The 21,086-nt window shown below is 61.1% G+C and carries 19 protein-coding genes; 7 read left to right on the forward strand and 12 right to left on the reverse strand.

Annotated elements, in window-relative coordinates:
- The first annotated feature begins 67 nt into the window (after positions 1 to 67).
- The 3 genes from NF616_RS00165 to NF616_RS00175 all read left to right on the forward strand — a co-directional run bounded on the left by NF616_RS00165 (position 68) and on the right by NF616_RS00175 (position 2,952).
- Positions 68 to 1,381, forward strand: coding sequence for an NAD(P)/FAD-dependent oxidoreductase (locus NF616_RS00165; protein WP_252270769.1), 1,314 nt, complete (start codon positions 68 to 70; stop codon positions 1,379 to 1,381).
- 274 nt (positions 1,382 to 1,655) lie between these two features.
- Positions 1,656 to 2,054, forward strand: coding sequence for a VOC family protein (locus NF616_RS00170; protein ID WP_252270771.1), 399 nt, complete (start codon positions 1,656 to 1,658; stop codon positions 2,052 to 2,054).
- Between the two features lie 448 nt (positions 2,055 to 2,502).
- On the forward strand, positions 2,503 to 2,952 hold the full coding sequence (locus NF616_RS00175) for a carboxymuconolactone decarboxylase family protein (protein WP_252270773.1): 450 nt from the start codon (positions 2,503 to 2,505) through the stop codon (positions 2,950 to 2,952).
- A 137-nt stretch (positions 2,953 to 3,089) separates the two neighbouring features.
- On the opposite strand, the gene NF616_RS00180 is transcribed toward NF616_RS00175, so the two are convergent.
- Complete coding sequence (locus NF616_RS00180) at positions 3,090 to 3,983, reverse strand: LysR family transcriptional regulator (RefSeq protein ID WP_252270777.1); 894 nt, start codon at positions 3,981 to 3,983, stop codon at positions 3,090 to 3,092.
- A gap of 248 nt (positions 3,984 to 4,231) precedes the next feature.
- On the opposite strand from NF616_RS00180, the gene NF616_RS00185 reads away from it, so the two are divergent.
- Together NF616_RS00185 and NF616_RS00190 are read left to right on the forward strand one after the other, a co-directional pair.
- Entirely contained in the window at positions 4,232 to 5,179 is a 948-nt protein-coding gene (locus NF616_RS00185; RefSeq protein WP_252271585.1) for an SDR family oxidoreductase, read from the forward strand.
- A gap of 19 nt (positions 5,180 to 5,198) precedes the next feature.
- On the forward strand, positions 5,199 to 6,533 hold the full coding sequence (locus NF616_RS00190) for an NTP/NDP exchange transporter (RefSeq protein WP_252270779.1): 1,335 nt from the start codon (positions 5,199 to 5,201) through the stop codon (positions 6,531 to 6,533).
- Positions 6,534 to 6,699: 166 nt separating this feature from the next.
- Here the strand turns inward: NF616_RS00190 and NF616_RS00195 are convergent, their stop codons facing one another.
- From NF616_RS00195 to NF616_RS00205, 3 genes are all read right to left on the reverse strand, one after another.
- Complete coding sequence (locus tag NF616_RS00195) at positions 6,700 to 6,939, reverse strand: Atu4866 domain-containing protein (RefSeq protein WP_252271586.1); 240 nt, start codon at positions 6,937 to 6,939, stop codon at positions 6,700 to 6,702.
- A gap of 206 nt (positions 6,940 to 7,145) precedes the next feature.
- On the reverse strand, positions 7,146 to 7,670 hold the full coding sequence (locus NF616_RS00200; RefSeq protein ID WP_252270782.1) for a nuclear transport factor 2 family protein: 525 nt from the start codon (positions 7,668 to 7,670) through the stop codon (positions 7,146 to 7,148).
- A 34-nt stretch (positions 7,671 to 7,704) separates the two neighbouring features.
- Positions 7,705 to 8,121, reverse strand: a complete 417-nt coding sequence (locus tag NF616_RS00205; protein ID WP_252270790.1) for a nuclear transport factor 2 family protein — start codon at positions 8,119 to 8,121, stop codon at positions 7,705 to 7,707.
- Between the two features lie 478 nt (positions 8,122 to 8,599).
- Between NF616_RS00205 and NF616_RS00210 the strand changes: the two genes are divergently transcribed.
- Complete coding sequence (locus NF616_RS00210; protein WP_252270796.1) at positions 8,600 to 9,490, forward strand: AraC family transcriptional regulator; 891 nt, start codon at positions 8,600 to 8,602, stop codon at positions 9,488 to 9,490.
- A gap of 616 nt (positions 9,491 to 10,106) precedes the next feature.
- Positions 10,107 to 10,982, forward strand: coding sequence for a fumarylacetoacetate hydrolase family protein (locus NF616_RS00215; protein ID WP_252270799.1), 876 nt, complete (start codon positions 10,107 to 10,109; stop codon positions 10,980 to 10,982).
- Positions 10,983 to 11,017: 35 nt separating this feature from the next.
- Here the strand turns inward: NF616_RS00215 and NF616_RS00220 are convergent, their stop codons facing one another.
- The 8 genes from NF616_RS00220 to NF616_RS00255 form a co-directional block, all read right to left on the reverse strand.
- On the reverse strand, positions 11,018 to 11,929 hold the full coding sequence (locus NF616_RS00220) for an alpha/beta hydrolase (RefSeq protein WP_252270800.1): 912 nt from the start codon (positions 11,927 to 11,929) through the stop codon (positions 11,018 to 11,020).
- 178 nt (positions 11,930 to 12,107) lie between these two features.
- Complete coding sequence (locus NF616_RS00225; protein ID WP_252270802.1) at positions 12,108 to 13,475, reverse strand: DUF1329 domain-containing protein; 1,368 nt, start codon at positions 13,473 to 13,475, stop codon at positions 12,108 to 12,110.
- Between the two features lie 15 nt (positions 13,476 to 13,490).
- Positions 13,491 to 15,182, reverse strand: coding sequence for a DUF1302 domain-containing protein (locus tag NF616_RS00230; protein ID WP_252270809.1), 1,692 nt, complete (start codon positions 15,180 to 15,182; stop codon positions 13,491 to 13,493).
- A 115-nt stretch (positions 15,183 to 15,297) separates the two neighbouring features.
- A complete protein-coding gene (locus NF616_RS00235) occupies positions 15,298 to 17,247 on the reverse strand; it encodes an acyl-CoA synthetase (protein WP_252270811.1) in 1,950 nt (649 codons plus the stop codon).
- Positions 17,247 to 18,203: a fumarylacetoacetate hydrolase family protein gene (locus tag NF616_RS00240; protein ID WP_252270813.1), complete on the reverse strand. Its 957-nt coding sequence runs from the start codon at positions 18,201 to 18,203 to the stop codon at positions 17,247 to 17,249. Before NF616_RS00240 ends, NF616_RS00235 begins: the two co-directional genes overlap by 1 nt.
- Positions 18,204 to 18,355: 152 nt before the next feature.
- Positions 18,356 to 19,447, reverse strand: coding sequence for a VOC family protein (locus tag NF616_RS00245; RefSeq protein WP_252270814.1), 1,092 nt, complete (start codon positions 19,445 to 19,447; stop codon positions 18,356 to 18,358).
- A gap of 79 nt (positions 19,448 to 19,526) precedes the next feature.
- Positions 19,527 to 20,141, reverse strand: a complete 615-nt coding sequence (locus NF616_RS00250) for a TetR/AcrR family transcriptional regulator (protein WP_252270815.1) — start codon at positions 20,139 to 20,141, stop codon at positions 19,527 to 19,529.
- Between the two features lie 292 nt (positions 20,142 to 20,433).
- Positions 20,434 to 21,066 (reverse strand): TetR/AcrR family transcriptional regulator, encoded by a 633-nt coding sequence (locus NF616_RS00255; RefSeq protein ID WP_252270817.1) that lies wholly within the window; start codon positions 21,064 to 21,066, stop codon positions 20,434 to 20,436.
- Between the last annotated feature and the right edge of the window lie 20 nt (positions 21,067 to 21,086).

Genomic DNA, 21,086 nt, shown 5'->3' on the forward strand with positions numbered 1-21,086 from the left:
CACCACAACTTTCACGGTGGAAAAGACCAGGCGTCGATTTCCACCCTAGGCCGACAAGGAAATCCAGATGAACGCAGCAACCCAACCCGTGATCGCCGCCGCCGAGCGGGCCAAGTCCTACTACAGCGCCACGCTGAACGAGGAGACCCACTACCCGACCCTGCAGGGCCAGGTCAGCGTCGACGTCGCCATCATCGGCGGCGGCTTCACCGGCGTCGCCACCGCAGTCGAGCTGGCCGAGCGCGGCCTCAAGGTGGCCATCGTCGAGACCCACAAGATCGGCTGGGGCGCCACCGGGCGCAACGGCGGCCAGGTCACCGGCAGCCTGTCCGGCGACGAGGCCATGCGCACGCAGATGCGCAACAGCCTGGGCGAGGAAGTCGACGACTTCATCTGGCACCTGCGCTGGCGCGGCCACGAGATCATCAAAAACCGCGTGGCCAAGTACGGCATCCGCTGCGACCTCAAGCACGGCCACCTGCACGCGGCGATGAAGCCCGCGCACATGGACGAGCTGCGCGCCTCCTACGCCGAGGCGGTGCGCCGCGGCATGGGTGACGAGGTGACCCTGCTCGACGCCGCCGGCGTGCGCGAGCACCTGGCCAGCGACCTGTACCTGGGCGCGATCAAGAACACCCGCAACATGCACCTGCATCCGCTCAACCTGTGCATCGGCGAGGCCAAGGCTGCCGAGAGCCTGGGCGCGCTGATCTTCGAGCATTCCGAGGTGCTGGACATCGTCCAGGGCGCCAACCCGGCGGTGATCACCGCCCAGGGCCGCATCGACGCCAAGCAGGTGCTGCTGGCCGGCGACGTCTACCACAAGCTGGCGCGCAAACAGCTCAAGGGCATGATCTTCCCGGCCATGGGCGGCATCGTCACCACCGAGCCGCTGGGCGAGCTGGCCAAGACGATCAACCCGCAGGACCTGGCGGTGTACGACTGCCGCTTCGTGCTCGACTACTACCGCATGACCGCCGACGGGCGCCTGCTGTTCGGCGGCGGCGCCAACTACTCGGGCCGCGACTCGCGCGACATCGCCGGCGAGCTGCGCCCGTGCATCGAGCGCACCTTCCCGCAGCTCAAGAGCGTGCGCATCGACTTCGAGTGGAGCTGCGCCATGGGCATCGTGATGAACCGCATCCCGCAGCTGGGCAAGCTGTCGCAGAACGTCTGGTACTGCCAGGGCTACTCCGGCCACGGCATCGCCACCACCCACATCATGGGCGAGATCATGGCCAACGCCCTGACCGGCACCCTCGGCCACTACGACACCTTCGCTGCCTGCAAACACATCAAGGTCCCGCTGGGCGACGTGTTCGGCAACCCGATGCTGGCCGCCGGCATGTGGTACTACCAGATGCTGGAGAAGCTGCGCTGAGGTGAAGCCCGAGCGGCACGATGTTGTTGCGTTTGAGAGCGCTTGTCGAGCGTTCTCAGACATCGCCGTTGGCCAGATGAAGCGTGCGCTTGGCGTTGCGCGGCAGCGGCAGTGAAAGTTTCGCTTTTGGCCAGAAGCGACATTTTCCCTCGAGCCACACGCTGCTGCCGAACGCCCGCTCGCGGCGCGCGATTGGCCAGCCGAACCTGTGAGTAGCCAGCTGGGAGGCTTTCCCAGCAGAATCAAAACCCGTGCAGCCAATTCGGTAATCGCCATGATCTCCCACGTGTTTCTGGGCATTAGCGACTTCGAACGCGCCTACGCCTTCTACGCGCCCCTTGCCGCCGAGCTGGGCCTTTCTCTGAAATTCTGCGATCCCAACAAGCCATGGGCTGCCTGGATGTTGCCGACCGCGCCGCGCCCTCTGCTCGTCATCGGCGCCCCGTTCGATGGCCAACCCAGTCAAACGGGAAATGGACAGATGTTGGCGTTGTTGGCCAATGACCGTGAGGGGGTACGCAACGCCTATGCCGTGGCCCTGGCACATGGCGGCACTGACGAGGGCCCACCGGGCTTGCGGCCGCAGTACCACGCGGATTTCTACGGCGCCTATTTCCGCGATCCCGATGGCAATAAGTTATGCGTCTGTTGCCATGAGGCGGAGGCGGGCTGAAGTCCAGAGCATTCGGACGTAGCTTCGTCGCAAGAAAAAGCGCGGAAAAGGCGATTCCCCGCTTCGTATTGGCTGCCTGTCACCGTCGCCTTCCGGGCAATAGCGGACATTGGTTGATGAACTGACCAAAGTCAGATGCGTGGCTGATGTCAGGTTACGAAACTGTGATTGTTCCTACCAACCGCTAACGGCCAAAGGGTCGCATTGGATGGCATGAGCAAAAGTGGATCAGTGCACTAGGCATAAAGTGGATAAGCACCAAGGTCCGCTTTCGCGCCAATATTGATTCTAAGCGTGTATGTCCGTCGCACATCAGTAGCGCCAAGGGCTTTCAGCCCTAAAGACAGCCAGTTTCGGGAATTCAGCTCAGTACGCGCTCAATCGACTCTGTAGCCGGAAGCTGCATGTCACGCTTTCTTCATCGTTTCAAAGAAAGGAAAAGCAACTCATGAACCGCCTCAATTGGTTTGAAGCCTCGCCTGGTGCAGCCAAGTCCCTTGGAGGTCTGCATCGTTTCGTGACCACCGGAACCAATCTGCCAGCCCCGCTGATCCACCTAATATTTCTCAGAGTGTCTCAGATCAACGGCTGCGCCCACTGCATCGATCTGCATTCGCGTGATCTGATCAAAGAAGGTATGTCAGTGGACAAGGTGCTGTTAGTACCGGTATGGCATGAAGCGCAATACCTGTTTTCGGATCAGGAGCGCTCTGCATTGGCCTGGGCAGAAGAAGTCACGCGGGTAAGCGAGACACATGTATCCGACGAAGCCTACGCAGCAGCATCGGCGATGTTTACGGAAAAGGATCTGGTTGACCTGACAGCGGCCATCGCCGCGATGAACGCTTTCAATCGTATGGGCGTCAGCTTCCGTCTAAAGCCTGCCGCTAAAGCTTGATGGCAAGACATCCGACATGCAAAAGCAATACTTCAACGACGGCACCTAAATCGCATTGCCTAAGGTCTGCTTCTGGCCGATTACGGCCCCTCAAGAAGGGCTGCTTCCGGCCAGAAGCCGTCGTTGAACCGATAGCTCTAGTCTTCGTTCTCTTTGAGAAAATCAACAAAGGCTCGAAGCGGCGATGGCATGTGTCGGCGGTCGTTATAGTACAAGTAAGGCCCATCAAAGGCTTGCCACCATTCCTGCAGAACTGGCGCTAGCACTCCTTGATCGAGCAGTGGCCTGAGGTACTCCTCGAAGGTGTAGATGATCCCCACGCCGGCCACAGCCGAGCCCACTTCTAGATCCTGTGACGAAGTAAGCAACGGACCTTGAGGCGGTACGCGAACTATTGCACCGTCCTTCTCGAACTCCCACACACCGAGTTTTCCGCTCTCGAACCGATGGCCAATCATCCGGTGAGTCAGCAGGTCGCGCGGGTGACGCGGCTCACCGTGCTTTTGCAGGTATGAAGGCGCGGCGGCGGCTACGAAACGCTGGCGGCGTGGGCCGATTGGCACGGCGATCATGTCTTTGGCCAGGCTTTCCTCGTACCGCACTCCAGCGTCGAAACCGGCAGCGATGACGTCGATGAAGGTGTTGTCCATGGCTACCTCAACATTGATGCCCGGATGGCGCTGCAGGAATGTTGGGATCAATCGGGGCAAAACGAAGCGGGCGACGGGTACCGGCACATTGAGGCGTAGAGTTCCTACCGGTTGGAGCACGTCGTCCAGGTCGCCCAAAGCTGCGCCTATCTCCTCCAGCGCGGGGCGTAGCCTTTCCAGCAGTCGTGCGCCCACCTCTGTGGGAAAGACGCTGCGCGTAGTGCGGTTGAGCAGGCGAACGCCCAGATCGCGCTCGAGGCGGCGCACGCAATCGCTAACTGAGGAGGCAGACATACCACGCTTCTGAGCAGCTACGCGAAACCCTCCGGCATCCACAACTGCTGCGAACAACGCGACATCGGTCAAGTTAGGCTGGCGCATGGCTTTTTCCCTCAGCAAGGGCCTGATTGTACGATCAGCCGTACGCGGCATCCATGTTTACACGGCTTATCCTGACTAGTCCTCCAGAGAACAATGCCTTCTGTGAACGCACTGCACCGAAGCGGTGTGTCAGAACAGAGGATCGAGGCATGAGCAATACCCTTCAGATGAGCGCTGTCGGAACCGTCAAACCGGCATGGCGCAGAGGTCTTGCAACGATAGGCTTGGCGGTGAGCTGTGTACTGGAAATGGGCGGCGCGGTTGCCCAAGGCCAGCCCAAACCGGATTGGGGCCTCGTCGATATGCCTTCGCAGAGCGGGCGTGTTTTCCTGGTTACCGGAGGCACCAGTGGGATGGGTTTCGAAGACGCCAAGGCATTGGCTGCGGCTGGCGCCCAGGTGGTAATCGCTGCGCGTAATTCGCAGCGTGGCAAGGAGGCGATTGCTCGGATCAAGCAGGAGGTCGCCGGTGCTCGAGTGGAATTCGAGGCTGTGGATCTAGCCGACTTGGGGTCGGTTCAAGATTTGGGTAAGCGCCTCAACTCGCGCCTACCGCGCCTGGATGGACTTATCAATAACGCGGCGATCATGGCACCGCCGCAGCGAGGCACTTCGGCTCGAGGTTTCGAGCTGCAATTGGCCACCAATTATCTCGGGCATTTTGCTCTGACCGCACACGTGCTTCCGTTGCTGCGCAAAAGCGACTCACCGCGCGTCGTCACGTTGGCCAGCATCGCTGCAGCACGAGGCCGCATCAACTTCGACGATCTGCAGTCGGAGCAGGCCTACGACCCGTACGCTGCCTATGCCCAGTCCAAGTTGGCCGGGCTTATGTTCGCCTTCGAACTGCATCGTCGCAGCACCGCGCACGGCTGGGGTATTCAGAGCATCGCCGCACATCCTGGAGTGGCCGTCACCGAGTTGATCGCTCGAGGACCAGGCTTGGACAGCGAGTTCGGCCGTAACTGGGCCAAGGATCGTGAGCGATACCACTCCGCTGCCCAAGGTGCATTGCCGACGCTATACGCTGCCACCGCTCAAGAGGCACAGGCGGGCGCCTACTACGGGCCTGTAGGCAAGGATGAAAAGCGCGGGCCGCTTGGGCTGGCCACGGTTCCTGCTGCAGCGAAGGACGCCGAAGCGGCTGCGCGCTTGTGGTCGACCACCGAGCAACTGACCAACGTCAGTTTCCGCTGAACTCATCGGAGCGCCGATTATGCCTTCAGAAAACCTGGTGCGGCGCCTCGGCGCCACCATTAATGCCGAGCATCATGAGATCAAGCCCGCCGTCGAGGGGTTCTTTCTGTTCTTCTGCCTTTTCTGTGGATACTTCATGTTGAGGCCGATTCGCGAGTCGATGGGTATAACGGCTGGGGTAGAGAATCTCCAGTGGCTGTTCACCGCGACCTTCATCGTCATGCTCGTTGCCGTTCCGCTGTTCGCCTGGCTCAGCTCTCGGGTGCCGCGTCTGCACTTCGTTGATTGGGTCTACGGCTTCTTTTGTTGCAACCTGCTCATATTCGCCGGCCTGTTTCAGTTCGACAGCGATAGCGTCTGGTTAGCACGCGTGTTCTACGTCTGGATTTCGGTCTACAACCTCTTCGTGGTCTCCGTTGCCTGGAGCCTGATGGCCGATGTGTTCGATGGTCAGCAGGCCAAGCGGCTGTTCGCGTTTATTGCTGCCGGGGCTAGCGTCGGTGGCTTGGTCGGCCCGGCGTTGAGCTCGATGTTGGTCGGCGCGGTGGGCCCCGCCGGGTTGGTTCTGCTGGCTGCCGTGTTGCTGGGCGTCGCCCTGACACTCAAAACCCCACTCATGCGCTGGCGGGAAATCAATGGGGCGGGTAGGCCAGGCGCAGTCAAGCCTGAGAGCTCCCACCGACCGGTAGCCGGCAATCCGTTCAGCGGCCTTACGCGGGTGATCCTGTCTCCCTATCTGCTCGCTATCGCTGGCTTCGTCGTGCTGCTGGCTGCGGTGACCACCTTCCTTTACTTCGAGCAGGCGAGGCTAGTTGCAGAGCGGTTTCCTGATCGCGAGTCTCAGATAAAAGTCTTTGGCATCATTGATGTCATCGTTCAGGCCGGCGCCCTGTTGTCACAGCTGTTCATCACAGGACGTATCGCCAAAAATATGGGCGTGCGCATGCTGTTGGCAATCGTGCCGATACTGGTCTGCATCGGCTTCGTCTGTCTTGCGCTTGCGCCAAGCTTTGCATTGCTTGCCGCGCTGATGATTGTCCGTCGCATCGGTGAATACGCTTTCGTCAGGCCGGGTCGGGAGATGCTTTTTGCGCCGCTGGATGCGGAGAGCAAATACAAGGCCAAGAACTTCATCGATACCGTCGTCTATCGCGGGGGCGATGCGCTCAGTGGTTGGCTGAAGAGCGGACTGGACATGCTCGGCCATGGCGCAGTGCCGGTTGCCCTGGCCGGCGCACTCTGTGCACTGGTCTGGGGAGCCCTGGGCTGGTATTTAGGCAGACAGGCGGACGAACTAAGTCGACGCACCGAGCTTAGGAGAAGAGAGGGCGCCAAGATGGCAGTTGTTATCTAGTTTGCTATCCATCGGATGAGCATCGGCAACCTCCGTTATGTCCACTGGCACGGTGTCATCTTTGTTCGGTGCTCGGCGGGCGGTGCGCACCGCTCGTCGAATGAAGGCGATGCAGATACGGCAAGAGCCGCCTCACACCTTTGTCGCTTGTATTGCCGGGCCAGGCTCACCGGCGACGGAAGATCATGCCGCCATGGTGCAAGGTGTTCGGGTCTACGAAATCGCCGTCAGCGGTAAAGCCGGTGTCGTCCCAGTATTCGATATGGGTTCCGGTGATTTCATAGCGGCCCTGGTATGCGCTCTGCCGGGTGCCGCGGGCCTCGTCATAACGGTTATTGGATAGGAGCTCGTGGCGCACATGGCCGTCGTCGGTCACCCACATGCCGATGTAAGGGTGCGGGTCCATGTTATTCCCCGTTGTATCGGGGCTGGAGGCATGGGACGCCGCGTTTGCGCTGAGTGCCAGGTGCGGAATAACTGCATACATCGTGCTGAGCAACAGCCCGCCTGCGAGTGCTGATCGATAGGTCATGGGTCGATCTCCATTGTTTGGTCAGTTCCTGGCGGGTGCTGGTGCGTAATAGAAATGCCAAGGCTGGCCCGCCCGGATTATCAACCGGCCGCAGGGGCGGGAATGCGCTGCAAGACATCGTCGTAAGGGGTTAGATCAAGGTAAGCGATGACCCCGACAGCCTTGCCATCGCGCATGTGGAAGATCCAGGCATAGCTGTTCTTGTAGGCTTGCCCATCGCTTGCAACGCCTTCGCCATCCCACTGAATGATCACGTGATCGCCATCTGCCCATACCTGTTTGCTGATGGGCTTAATTGGGGTGGATAACCGAGACACGAAGGGCCGCACGGCCTTTTCGACGAATGCGTCGCGGCCGTGGAAGGTGCCTGCGCTGGGGCCAGAGCCTTTAATTGTCCAGACGACATCCGGCGACAGCACGTCGCTGAAAAAGGTCGTGCCACCTGCGGCCCAGCGATCAAACGCCTCGGTGACTATTTGCTTGTTGCGGGCCTCGACGTCGCTCCCTGAAGCCGCATTGACCGGGCTCAGGAACAGCAGCACGACAAGGAACATGGCGCTGGTGACGACAGCCGAACGGGTATTACGAAGACTCGAAATGGACATGCGGCAAGTTCCTCTTGGCTTAGGTGGATCTCGGTTAGCCCGGTATCAGCGAATCGATTTCGTCACGCTCTATCTGGCGTGTGGAGTTGTGTTCGCGCAGGATTCTCCAGCCCTGCGCCGTGCACTGCCAAACGAGGGAAGAGCGAGTCCTGATGCCGGTAATCGCCCCGTCTGCGGCTTCGAGGCGTGCGGCGAATTCAAGGGTGGAAGTAGCTAGATCTTCTCGGATCACAGTGTCTGGTTCGTCCAGGATGCGGTGTCGTGCGGACTTCATTGCGGAGAACGGAGCGGTCCAGAACGTACCGTACTCGGCGGCGCTACGCGCAACACGATATTGAGGATCGAAATCGTCATAGAGCACGACATCCGGCGACGTGAAGTCGTAGAACTTGCCGAGCTTGGCGCGAAAATCGAAGGCCCCCTCTCCGGGAAGCTTTTCCCACCCGACCATGATCCACTCTCGGTGCAGCTCTGTGACTTGTTCCTCGCGGGGCGAGCATACGGACGCACCTGCCCCCACGGCAGTGCCCGTGAGCGCTATGGCACCCACGACCAACAGGCCGGCGAGATAACGTTTCGGCCCGCCTCCACGCCTGCTGGGTCGGTTGTGGAGGGGAGCCTGGCCTATGTAGCAGTCGCTGCGCACGGGAACGGCAGTCGCCCTGGTCACCGGCTGCCCAGTTTCAACACGCATGGCCCCGAAAGGGCAAAGCAGCGAACGCTTGCTGGATCGTCCGAGGCGGTTATAGTCGTCAGGAGGTGGGTAAATTGCCATGTCGCGGCCCTCATAGTGCAATGCTCAATTTGTAGGGGCGAGTCTGCATTTGGAAGTACGCACGCGTGTAACAGGATGGTCCCGAGTGATTGCACGATCGTCCGGGCGGCTCGTATCGACCGATTGCCGCTTACAACCTTGAAAGGAATACGATATGGGCGCTCTGGAGACGCTGGTGGATCTCATAGGCCGCCACGCTACGACTGACGGGATACATGGAACGCCGATCTCAGGCCTGCGATTGACTCGTTCCAATACACCGACGATGCCGATGCCTGTGGTCTACGAGCCGACCCTCTGCCTTATTGTTCAGGGCCGGAAGCACGTGGCGATCGGCACCACCTCTTACGTCTATGACGCGGCGAAGTATCTGGTCGCGTCCGTGGACATTCCGGTCATGGGGGCGGTCATCGAGGCGAGCGAGGCGTCGCCTTATTTATCGCTGATGCTTGACCTCGACATGACCGATTTGAGCGGCCTTGACCTGCAGTATCCCGCTGCGACCGGGATGAACGGCAAGGCGGGGGCAGCCATCGAGCTCAACGACACTACGCCCGAGTTGCTGGATGCGGCGATGCGGTTGGTCAGACTGCTGGATAAACCCAGCGATATTGAAGCGCTTACACCGCTGATCATTCGAGAGATTCTCTACCGGTTACTGACCGGCCCAGGTAACGGCATCGTCAGGCAGATGGCCCGCGCCGACAGTCGCCTGAGGCAGATCGCAAAGGCCATTGCCTGGCTGCGGAGCCACTATCGCGAACCTTGCCGAATCGATCACATCGCCGAACTCGCCGGAATGAGCCGCTCCACGTTTCATGCCCACTTCAAGGCAGTCACCTCAATGACCCCGCTGGAATTTCGCAGTCAGTTGCGGTTACAGGAAGCGCGCCGGCTCATGGTCGCCGAAGCGCTTGACGCAGCAGAAGCCGGCTACCGGGTGGGCTATGAAAGCCCGTCGCAGTTCAGTCGCAACTATCTGCGCCTGTTCGGCGCCACGCCGGCGAAGGACGCTGGCCGTCTGCGCAGCGGTGCCAGTGCGTAGTCAAAACCAGAATCTTCCTTCCGGTACGGTTTACACCCTGTTTTCAGGGCAGACCTGTGGCTCAAGGTGCCACGCGAAGTCGGCGATACACGCAGGCGTTTAAGTTGGCGGTAGATAGAGATATGGGGTTGGTGCTGTCCGATTGGACTCGATAGGTATTGAGAATTTATTCAATATTGAATTTAATGTCATTTGAAGATTGCGGATCACAGCTTCTGGGCATTCTGGTGGAGGGCAAGATGCGTGCTAAGTCGATTTCAAAGAAGAGAGAGGTATTAGCCTGTCTCGCTGGAGCGCTCGCCGTCGCGATACCCGGGACACTTTATCTACTCAGCTCAGAAGCCCCGGTAGCCGATTGGGAATTGGCAGTCTTGGTTATCGCGGAGTTCGCCGGCGCGGAGGCTGCGCGGGCTGGTTTTCTTCGAATGAATGCCAGAAATAGGAATGATGAATCCAGTTGAGGGCATGAGCTAAAGGGGACGGATTATTTATAGAACAGGCGGTCCGCTCCAGGCCAGCTAGCGACGAACCTGACCTCGAGCGTCTCTATGCGTGGTCAACCTCGATTTGCTCGCGGCCAGTTGGATACTAAAACGAACACCAATGAGGCTTGTCCATGAAGGTTCGACGCATCTGCGACGCCGACGCCCCTCGAGGGTCGCGGCTTGAAATTGTGGTGGGAGCTCCCGGCGCAGTGATTCCGGAGTGGCTGCAAGAGCTCGCACCAGCGGCCCCAGGTGAAGGAGGGGCCGTGCTGCCTTTTCAGCCGCGCTCGTTCCGTGACTGCATGTTGTTCGAGCAGCACTGGATCCAGGCGTCACGTGGATTCGCAAGGCGCTTCATGCCTGCCGCCTTCAGGATCACTCAGCTCTATGAGCAGCTGAGCCGATCAACTTTTCCGGCCTTCCGCCCCCCGGTGCTCTGGAAGCGGCAGCCGATCTACTACTTCAGCAACCACCTGACGATCGTTCCCGGTGACACGCCCGTGAAGTACCCGAGCCTCACTCAGGCATTCGACTACGAGCTCGAGCTTGGCATCGTACTGGCAAAGCCGCTGTTCAACGCCACGCCCGATGAGGCCTTGGCTGCCATTGGTGGTTTCGTTGTCCTGAATGACTTTTCCGCGCGGGATATTCAGCGATCGGAGATGCGGTCCGGCTTTGGACCACAGAAGTGCAAACACTTCCTGTCCTCCATTTCGCAGACCCTGACAACCGCGGATGAGGTGCTTCCACGCATAGGCTCGCTTACCGCGACTGTGCACCTGAACGGCCAGCTGGTCTCGGAAACCTCCACCGCAGACATGCGCTATTCGCTGGGAGAGCTACTGGCGTTCCTGTCCAGTTCCGAACCGCTCTATCCTGGGGAGCTGATCGGCACCGGCACGCTTCCTGGCGGGTGCGGAATCGAGAATGGCCGCTTGCTGGAGAGGGGCGACACCTTGCGGTTGTCCATCGAGGGCGTTGGCGAGCTGGCGCACACGATCCTTTGATGCGATCGGCGCGCGCCAGCTCATGCCTCTACTGTCTACGACGCATCGCGCCTAAGAGCAGCGTTTATGTACGCGCCAATCCGGCTTATGGCGTCTCGGGACTCCGGCATCCAGTCGCAGAACGCCTGCCAGACGTGCCACATGCCCGGCCACACGTCGAGCCTGACGCTGACCCTGGCATCGCTCGCCTGAGTGGCGAGATCTACCGAGTCGCTCAGTAGTACTTCGTCCGATCCGACTTGAATGTAGATGTCCGGAAGCCCGCGAGGGTCTGCAAACCGGGGCGAGACCTCCGGATGGTTCGGCGGAGTCTGGGGTGCATAGGTCAGTGCTGCCTGTTGCAGGCGATCGGCTGTCGGGAAGAAGGGATCCTTGTGGCTTAGTCTTCCGAACGACTCACCACTGCATGTCAGGTCGGTCCAGGGGCTCAGTGCCACGATGGCTCGGGGAAGAGGCTGACCGCTATCTCGGATACGCAGCGCTGTCGCCAGCGATAGCCCACCGCCGGCCGAGTCTCCGGCGATGACGATACGGTCGGGTTGCAGCCCCAGCTCGCTCTGCAGCCACGCGAAAGCGGCGACAGCATCGTCCAGTGCCGCAGGGAACGGATGCTCGGGTGCCAGTCGATAGTCGAGAAGAAGCACGCGAACCCGACTCGCCTTGGCGATGTGGCTGGCCAGAGCCCTGTGCGACCTTATGGAGCCCGAGACATATGCACCGCCGTGCAAATACAGCACTGCGGCATCCGCAACAGCTCGTTCAGGGATCAGCCATTGCGCATTGCGTTCACCGACTTCCACAGCACTCTGCGATACACCGCTGGCGTTCTTGAACAGCCTGACCTGGCGATCCATGAGTGTGCGGCATTGCGCAAAAGGAAGGTGGGAGGTTTTACGAATCGAATGCTTGAGAAGCATCTTGAGCAGATGGCTACGGATGCTCGGCATGGCCATGGCCTCGTTTGATAGCGTAGCGCAATTCGATTGGCGAGCGGGCTGAGTCGCAAGCTTTCACAGGCTACTGGGTCAAAAAAAGGCCGCTCCCGGAGGAGCGGCAAAAGTTCTCGGTGACCACGGGAGTAGGAGCGTGGGTCCCGAGTAGAAGCAACTGATGGCGGCGTCCCTCTCAGCGGACACCGGCGTTGCGCAAAGCGGTCGGGGTGTATTCGGCGGATGAGACTTTGAAACCGAATTCGAGAGGGTCCTTTTCCTCGTTGCGCATCCCCGAAACGATGTACCGGCCGTTGATTAGGTCGTACAGCGCCTCCACGCCCAGCATGGGAATCTGCTTGTCATAAAGGGGCGTCATGAAGCCTTCGGCAACTCGCCACAGGGCGCCGCGTGCGTCGTAATGGTCGAGCAGGACGATCTGCCAGCTGTCCTCGTCGATATATGCGACCCGCTTGGCATAGATGTGTCGTGCGTCAGCCTTGAGCGTTCCTTCAACCTTCCAGACCCGATGGAGCTCGTAGCGGGGAAGGTCGGCGTTGATATGGCCCGGTTTCACAATGTCGGAATACTTCAGCTCGGCTGATTCGAGCTGGTAGTTGTTGTAGGGAATGTAGAGCTCCTGCTTGCCCAGCAGCTTCCAGTCATAGCGATCCAGCGCTCCGTTGAACATGTCGAGGTTGTCCGAGGTGCGTTGGCCTTCCGAGGCCGGGAAGGGGCCGTCATAGGAAATCTGCGGGGCGCGGCGCACGCGGCGCTGGCCCGAGTTGTAGATCCAGGCCTTGCGCGGCTCCTTGACCTGATCGAGGGTCTCGTGGACCAGTACCACGTCTCCGGCCAGTCGTGCGGGGGCGGTGATCAGCTCTCGGTAGTAGAAGAGCACGTTGCCCGGGTCCTCCGGATTGAAGTCGTTCAACCGGTCCCGATACGCGAACTGCTGTTTGAAGTGCACCGCTGTATAGGTACCGCTCGCCGTTGGCGTGGCTTGCACATAGCTTCTTCGGGCGCTGCCCCCGCGGTAGCGCGTGAGGTGATTCCACATTACTTCGACTGCGCTTTGGGGAATCGGGAAGGGTATGGCTGTCTCGAAGTCCTTCAGACCGTCGCCGCCAGATACCAGCGTGGTACTGACCGCGTTGCGCGCCGCGGCTTTCTGTACGTGCTCGGGCACCGTCACGCTGCGATGCGTGGGAAAGACCCGCATGTGATAGCTCTGGGGATAGCGCTTGAGCATGGCGCGTTGTCCGTCGCTGAGTTTGTCGCCGTATTGCTCCTGGTTCTTGGCAGTAATGGTGAACAGTGGTTGCTCGTTGGCGAACGGATTGGCCGGCCTCCCGCTCGCGGAGTCGACGCTGGCCGCTGCCTTGTCGAGGCCGCCGGTCCAGGCGGGGATGCTGCCATCGGCGTTGCCGGCTTTCTCGGCGCCAATCGGCGTCAGCGTATCGCCAAGTTTGGCTGCCTCACTGACAGGCACGGCGGCCTGGGCCGCGCAGTGAATGGCGAGGGAAAGGGAGGTTGTCGCAAGGAGCAGGGATTTTATTTTCATTGTGAAATCACTCATTCAGAAGGCAACGCCGAAGCTCAGGGCGACGAAGTCACGATCGATGTTGGTGTTGTAGTCGCCGCCGAAGAAGTCGGTGTAGGAGAGGTTGGCGCTGTAGGTGCTGAGGACGCTGGCATCGATGCCCAGGCTGATGGCCTTGGCGCCTTCGTTGAATCCGGGCTCGGTGCCATAGCCGTCGACATCGTGGGACCAGGCGAGGTTGGGGCGCAGGTCCACTCCGGGAATCAGGTTGCTGTACTCCCAGATGGCGCGGACGCGGTATCCCCATGAGGTGCTGGTGGCGAACCCGTCGTCCGTGCAGTTGTTCGGTGTCGAGGCGTTGGTCAGCCCCCTGCACTGGCTGTTGTCCGGATATAGTTCTCCTTGGCCGAACGCAGTGGCGCGGCCATATCTCAGGTCGCCTTGGCCCTCCAGCCCGCCGATATGCACCACGCCAACTTCGCCAACCAGCGTCAGGCGATCCGCCCCCATCACCTGATCGAAGAAGTGGGTGGCTGTCATCTGCGCCTGTGTCACTTCCTTACGCCGATAGCCAGTGATGTCTTCCCCCACACCGAATTGCACGCTGCCGCCGGACAGCACGGGTGACAGCGGCAGAACACCCGCCGAGGCGATTACCAGATCCACGGGACTGAGCTGAACCGGCATGTTCGGCCGGTAGCTGATCTCACCGGCCAGTGTCGTGCCGGTCGGCAGCATGGTGGTGGCGCTCAGGCCGTAGAGCCGGATGTCTTCGGGGTATTCGACGAAGTACTTGGTGCTGCCCAGGTCACTGATCGTGGTCGCACCGACGGTACTGAAGTAGGACATGCGACTGTGATAGTTGATGAAGTAGGCGGCGAATTCGCTGTCCAGTTCGGGCGCGAACCAGCGCAGGGCGGTCCCCCACTGACCTCCATCACGTGCATCACGGTCACCTATCCTGGGAATCGCGGCGCCCGACGGGGCGTAGAGGCCCGAACACCCATCGGCCAGCGCGTCGGTCGGCGAGAAGAAGGTGCCGCAGTTGTCGATGACGGTCTGATCCCACTCCAGCTGATAGAAGCCCTCGACGGATACCTCCTCGGTCAGGTTCTGCGAGAGATACAGCATGTTCACCGGGATCAGTCCTTCCTTGATCTCGGCGCCGGGCCTGCGGAAGGCCGATGCATCGACCGGGTTGATGGTGTTGATGCCGCCCTGGATGAAAGTGCTTTCGCCCCAGCTCACCACCTGCTTGCCCACACGCGTCGTGCCGGGCAGATCGCCGATCAGGTAGTTGTGGTAGACGAAGGCATCCAGTAGTTGCGCACCTGATGAGCGTGCCGCTTCCTTGCGGTTGTGCTCGTCGATGTCGCTGAAGAGCCGGCTTTCGTCCTTTAGCTCGAAGTCGTACCAGTATTTGCCCCTCAGGAACACGCCGGTCTCGCCATATTTGAGCTCCAGATCGTGGACGCCCTTGAACACCTTGGAGAAGGTTTCGCCCTTCTTGAAGTTGCGCCTGCCGTCATCCGAGGCGGGGTCGTGCAGGAGATCCGGGTCGGGGTTGCGCAATGCCCAGCTGGCGCCGATGGCGAGGTTGGAGTCGAGCTGACCTTCGACCTCGCCTATCTGAAAGGTAACGGCCGACGCGGCGGTGCTGGTGAGCGTGGCAACGGTAATGGCGGTGGCGATCTGAGCCAGCCGCCATGGCGGTTGTATGCGAGTCATGGATTTCACTACCTCTTGTTATTGTTGTGGCGAAGTCGTTCTGGCCGTTTTGCGGGCACAGCCGGGCCCATTGGCCGTGGAAGAGCGACGGCCATCGAGTGTCTACGGGGCTAGATCAGCTGGTTAGCTGGGCAGATGGTGGGGCAATGGATGACCTCCCGGGCGTGCTGTGCCATTCGATGGGGAAGCTGTAACGGCCCAGCGCCTGGGCCAGTGCGGCCTGCTCGGACGCGACGGCTATCTGGGCGACCAGGCCGCGCTTGGCGTCCTGAACCACGTCGACGCCGAGCTCGGAAATGCCGAGTGCCTGGGCCTCTTGGCGAATTACCAGGGCGATCTCCCGTTGCTGCAGGGCGGGTTTGAAAATCTTGCCGACCGGCGTCACTGGCAGGGCGTCGAGAATTTCGATGCGTTTGGGAACCGCCGCGCGCTCGGGGATATTGGCGCTGGCGAACGCCATCAGCTCCGCACTGCCGGTGCTTTGGCCAGCAGCGAGCTGGACGTAGGCAACGGGTACTTCCCCCGCATGGGCGTCCGGGCTGCCGACGGCGGCCACCAGCGCGACGGCGGCATGCGCCTGCAGGGCCTCCTCGATCTGTTTGGGGTCGATGTTGTGGCCACCACGGATAATCAGCTCTTTCTTGCGGCCCGTCAGCCAGAAATAGCCTTCGGCATCTTGGCGGCCCAGATCACCAGTATTGAGCCAGCGCCGGTGATCGATCTCGATCCAGACACCCTTGTTGTGGTTGCTGTCCAGGTAACCGGCAAAGACGTTCGGGCCATGGATGGCAATGACGCCGACCTCATCCACGGCGGCATCGCGCAGATATGTCCCCGCGTCGTTGAGTATCACCGCGCGCATGTCCTGGTAGGCCAGGCGCAGGCCGATGGAGCCGACTCGCCGTTCGCCCTCCGGAGGGTTGCTGGAGGAGACGCAGGCGCCTTCCGTCAGCCCATAGCCTTCGAGAATGCGCACGCCGACGCGGCGTTCGAACTCGCGGAACAGCTCGACCGGCATGGGCGCAGCGCCACAGAGCGCGTACTGCAGGCTGGAGAGATCGAAGCCGTTTACCGGATGCTGCAGCAGCGCCGAATAGACGGTGGGCACACCGGAGAAGGAGGTGATCCGGAAGTGCTGAACGATGGCCCAGAAATTGGCGATGACCCCTTCGCCACGGTAACCCTGGGGAGTGCCGATGATCACCCGGTCACCGTGGGTCCAGGGCATGAGCCCGGTCACCAGCTGGCCGTTGACATGGAAGAGCGGCAGGCCACAGAAGATCACCTGGCCGGAAGCTCTCGGCTGAGTGGCGGCATCCATGGACCAGGCATTGAATACCTCCGAGCCATGGGTGCGGATGGCGATCTTCGGCAGGCCGGTGGTACCTCCCGTGCAGAAGTAGGACGAATGCTCGTTCGATCGAATCTGCCTGCCGCTTTTGAGGTGGTCCTGGGGCTGCCGGCGCATCAGGGCGCGCAGGTTGTGCATGCGCCGTCCCCGGTGATGGGATTTCTCCCGTGCGGCCATCCAGCGCAAGGCGAGTGCGGAAAGCGCGCCTACATAGGGCGTCATGTCCACCCACACGATGTCCTGCACGCACGGCAGGCGTTCAAGCTCGCTGGAGAGCTTGTCCCACAGATCCACTCCTGGGGTGGGGGCCAGCGTCACCACTACCTTGGCACCGGCAGCGCGAAGCAGGTCGCCGATCTGAGAGGCTTCCAGCATGGGGTTGACCGCCATGACGATGCCGGCGGCTTCACCGCCCCAGATGGTGAAGTGGGTTTCCGGCAGGTTCGGCAGCAGGAAGGCGATCACATCCTTGGGGCCGATACCCAGGTCATGAAACGCATTGGCCGCCCGGGTGATATCGGCGAACAGCTCTGCGTAGCTCCATTCATGAGTGTTCTGGTAGTCCTTGCTGTGCAGGAAGAAGCTCAGCGCTGGCGCATCGGCATACGCTGCGGCGCAGCGCCGCAAGGCTTCGTAAGTGCTCGCGGCCAGGCCCCGCTGCGCCAAGGGCGGGCTTTCGAGGACGTGAATATCGTGCAGGGAACGAACGGCCATCAGGCTTGCTCCATCACGACATTGCGTTGTACGCCGAGGTCGATGGCGCCATCGGCGCTGCGGATGGACGCTTCCACCACATCGCCTGCTTTCAGGTAATGGCTGCTGCGGCCCTCCTGGGCTTTCATGAATACCTTCCATTTCACCGACTCTGGCAGCAGGGCGCCGATGCGCTGCTTAGTGGGCGACGGGATCGTCAGGGCGCAGCCGGCTGGCGTGCCGGTGGCGATCAGGTCTCCGGCGGCAAAGTCATGCACGCCGGAGAGCTCCGTGAGAGTTTCCGCGGGCCCGTACACCAGGTTGGCGGTACTGTCGTTCTGGCGTGTCTGCTGGTTCACGCTCAGGTGCAGCTGTAGGCGCTTGAGATAGCCCATGTCCTTGGCTTCCAGCAGGCACAGGTATGGCCCGACCGGGCCGAAGGTGCGGAAGCTCTTGCCCTTGTAGAACTGCATTTGCGGAATCTGGATATCCCGCGCCGAGTAGTCATTGACGATCACCAGCCCGGCCACGAACTCGTGCAGGTTGGCGTCCGTGACCTGCACCTGGCCCGTGATCTCGCGCTTGAGCACCAGGCCGAGCTCGATCTCGTAATCGAGGAAGCGCACCACGCGCGGTTTGATCAGCGGGCTGTTCGCCGGGACGATGCAGCTGGAAGCCTTGGTGAAGATCATGTTGAAGTTCTTCGCGTCAGGGTCCATCCCCGACTCGATCATGTGCTGCCGGTAGTTGGCGCCCTGGCACACGAACTGCTGGTTCTGCGTCACGGGCGATAGCAGGGTAACGGCATCCAGGCTCAGCTCATCACCGCGCAGCTCGGCCAGTTCGGCGATGCGGGTTTCCCGTATCAGCTCGCCGGTGGTGGCAAACTCACCGGGAATGATCGATATGCGGTCCTGGCGAATGACGCCCCACTGGACCTTGTTCTGGTGTTCGAAGCGGACTACGTGAACGGGCATGACGATGGCTCCCGATGAGGAGGGTGGTGGCACAAAGGCTGGGTGTTGTTGTTCTGTAAAACTGCTCGTCGAAGTCGGCAGCAAGGCCCCACCTGCCAGGGTCAACCCGGCCTTGAGCGCTGAGCGGCGACTCCAGATCTTCATGGCGCGGGCTATCCGAAAAGCCGCGCCAGCATCACCAGTTTTCGCCAGGTCAGGTCCGGGCTTCGCCGCAGGTTGCGCAGTAGCAGTCGCAGATTGGTGAAGTTGAGTACCGGCTTGGTGAAGCTCTTCGGCATGCGCTGGCCCCATTGGGCCATGGCCTCGGGGCTTACGCTGTGCAGCTCGGTGGGCCGCTCGCTGGTGAACAGATCACCGTCGCAGTAGTGCTCATGCTTGTCGCCCCAGGGGTCCTGCCAGTAGTCGAAGATCTGGCTGCCAAGAATGTGCCGGCCGATGCCCCAGGCATGCTTCCAGCCGCGTTCCTGCAGGATGCGCTGGCCGACCCCGACGGCATCGGCATCCACCACTTCGTAGGCGCTGTGGCTGTACGTCGCCATGAATCCCTGGGCCATAGCCAGCGTGTGATGGTCGGCCGGCTCGTTTCCCAGATCCAGACGCATGAAGGCGACGGCCGGCGAGCCGTCCGGTAGCACCTGGACGTCGCTGGGGATCAGGCCGAAATGCTGGGTGTACCAGGCGCACGTGGCCTGGAAATCGGCAACTTCCAGCACCACATGGCCCAGCCGGATCACTTCCGGTGGAGTGATGGGCGGGCGCTGAGTGCCGTTGATACGGGCATGGCTGTCGACCTGGTTGAGCGGCAGAGCAGGCCGATGTGGAATGACGTCGGCGGGGGTCTGGCCGAATACCACCTCGACTACGAACCCGGAGGGATCGGTCAGGCAGACCTTTTCGCCGCCACCCGGGGCCTGATTGGGCTGGATGGGAGAGGCACCTGGCAGGCGCGAGATGACCTCCAGATCCGCCCGGGAGGCGAGGGCAAGGCCGAGGCCAACGAAGCGTGTCTTCTCGGCACGACGGACCTGGTAGCAATAGGCGGCGCTGCCAGTGCCGCGCATATAGAGATTGTCGGCATCGCGGCGGGCCACGCGCAGGCCGAAGTCAACGAGGAAGCGCTCAGCAAGACTCAGGTCCGCACGCTCGAAGATGAGATGGGCAAGCGCCGTGGCCTTCACCGTGGGCTGGGGATGCCTGGCGGGCTGAGGCGTCACCAGCGGGGGTTGCATGCTCGGTATTGTCATCGTTGTTCTCCGCACTTTTTTCAGGCAAGGCTTCGCCTTCGACCCCGAATCACGGGGTCGCTAGAAACCGGATAAACAGTCAGTCCACAGCGGGTAGGGGCGGCAGATCGAGCCTGGCCAACCGCAGCGCCTCCTCGGCGGGAACACCCAGAGCGCGAAGCAGCAGCTCAACGGCTTCGGTGCCCGCGTCGCGCCAGGTTTTTATCCCCTCGCGCACCATGAAAATCGCCCCAAGCGTGGCGCCGGCAATCAGCGAGATCACACTGGCCAGAGTCTCCTGGCGAATCTGGTAGCGACCGGTCTTCAGCCCTTGGAGCAGGTCGATGGTGGCCTGGCTATAGAGCATCTCGCGCATCGAGGCGTTGCTCAGTGCAAAGCGGTTGAGGAACGCTCCCCAGTGGGGCTCGTCGTGGGCTCGGCGGATGAACAGGCGCATACCCTTGGAGAGACGCTCGGCTGGGTCCTCGACGCTGGCAAAGCTGAGCGCGATGCGCTGATGCATCTCACTGCTCAATTGGCTGGCCACCTGCTCGAACAGTTGCTCCATCGTCTCCACGTTGTTGTAAATGGTGCCGCGCGCCACTCCCGCCTCCTCGGCGAGGTCGCTGATATTCAGCTGCATGACCCCTTTCTCGGCAAAGAGGCGCAGGGCTGCCTGGTGAATACGGCGCTGAGCTTGATTGAGACGGGTCAACGGAATATCTCCAGATTCGACATGAGTAAATTGAACAGTAATGTTCAAAATTGGTCAATCTATTTTGTTTTTATCTGATGGTGAGCATTTGTAAGGTGCTCAAGCATGCGCTGACACATGCGGTATGTGAGCACAAGGCGGGCGCTCGGTGGCCGAGGTTTGCCGACCGCGAAGCCCCAAAAGGTGGCAACGCATGCCCGGTCTGGCGAGCAAAGTAGCTGCGATGCTTGCTAATGAGCTTTCGCTGAGAGTCTCAACTGGTGAAAGAGGGGAGTGTGCTCGCTGCTTTGACTCAGCCCGGCAGCGGCTGCTGGGCGAGCTTGCGTGCGCGGGCCGGGGTGGTGCCTAGGGCCTTGAGCACCATCTCCGCGACCTGGCTGTCGTGGTTCTGGATGCCGCGCCCCTCTATGACTGCGCGCATCCCGCCAACCACGCAGGACACCACCAGATCCCGAGCGATATTCTCGTCGGGGTAAGAAAAGACGCCCTCCTCAGCGCCCGCGCGCAGATCGACCAGTACATAGTTGGCGATCTTCGAGCGAATCGCCTGATCGAAATGCACCACGCGGATTACCGCACTGGCCCAGGTCGGATCTGCAGCAGCGCGGCGAATGAACATGCGCACGCCAATCGCAAGGCGAAGGGCGCCACTATTCACGTCGATGCTAAGAGCCGAAATGGTCTCGGAGAATTTGTCAGCCAGCGCGATGCCGACTGCCTCGATGACTTCGTCGCGAGTGCGGAAGTAGTTGTAGATGGTGCCGTTGGCTACCTCCGCCTCAGTGGCCACTTCCAGCAAGGCGACCTCGCCGACTTCCTTGCGCGCCAACAGGCGCAGCGCGGCCTCGATCAGGCTCTGACGTGTACGCTCGCGCTTTTTATGGCCGCGGGTCAGAGGGGCGTCGGTTCGGTCTGTGTTGCTCATTGGGCCACTCGCTGGAGAAG

The sequence above is a fragment of the Pseudomonas subflava genome (assembly GCF_023823685.1).
In the GTDB taxonomy this organism is placed as follows: domain Bacteria; phylum Pseudomonadota; class Gammaproteobacteria; order Pseudomonadales; family Pseudomonadaceae; genus Aquipseudomonas; species Aquipseudomonas subflava.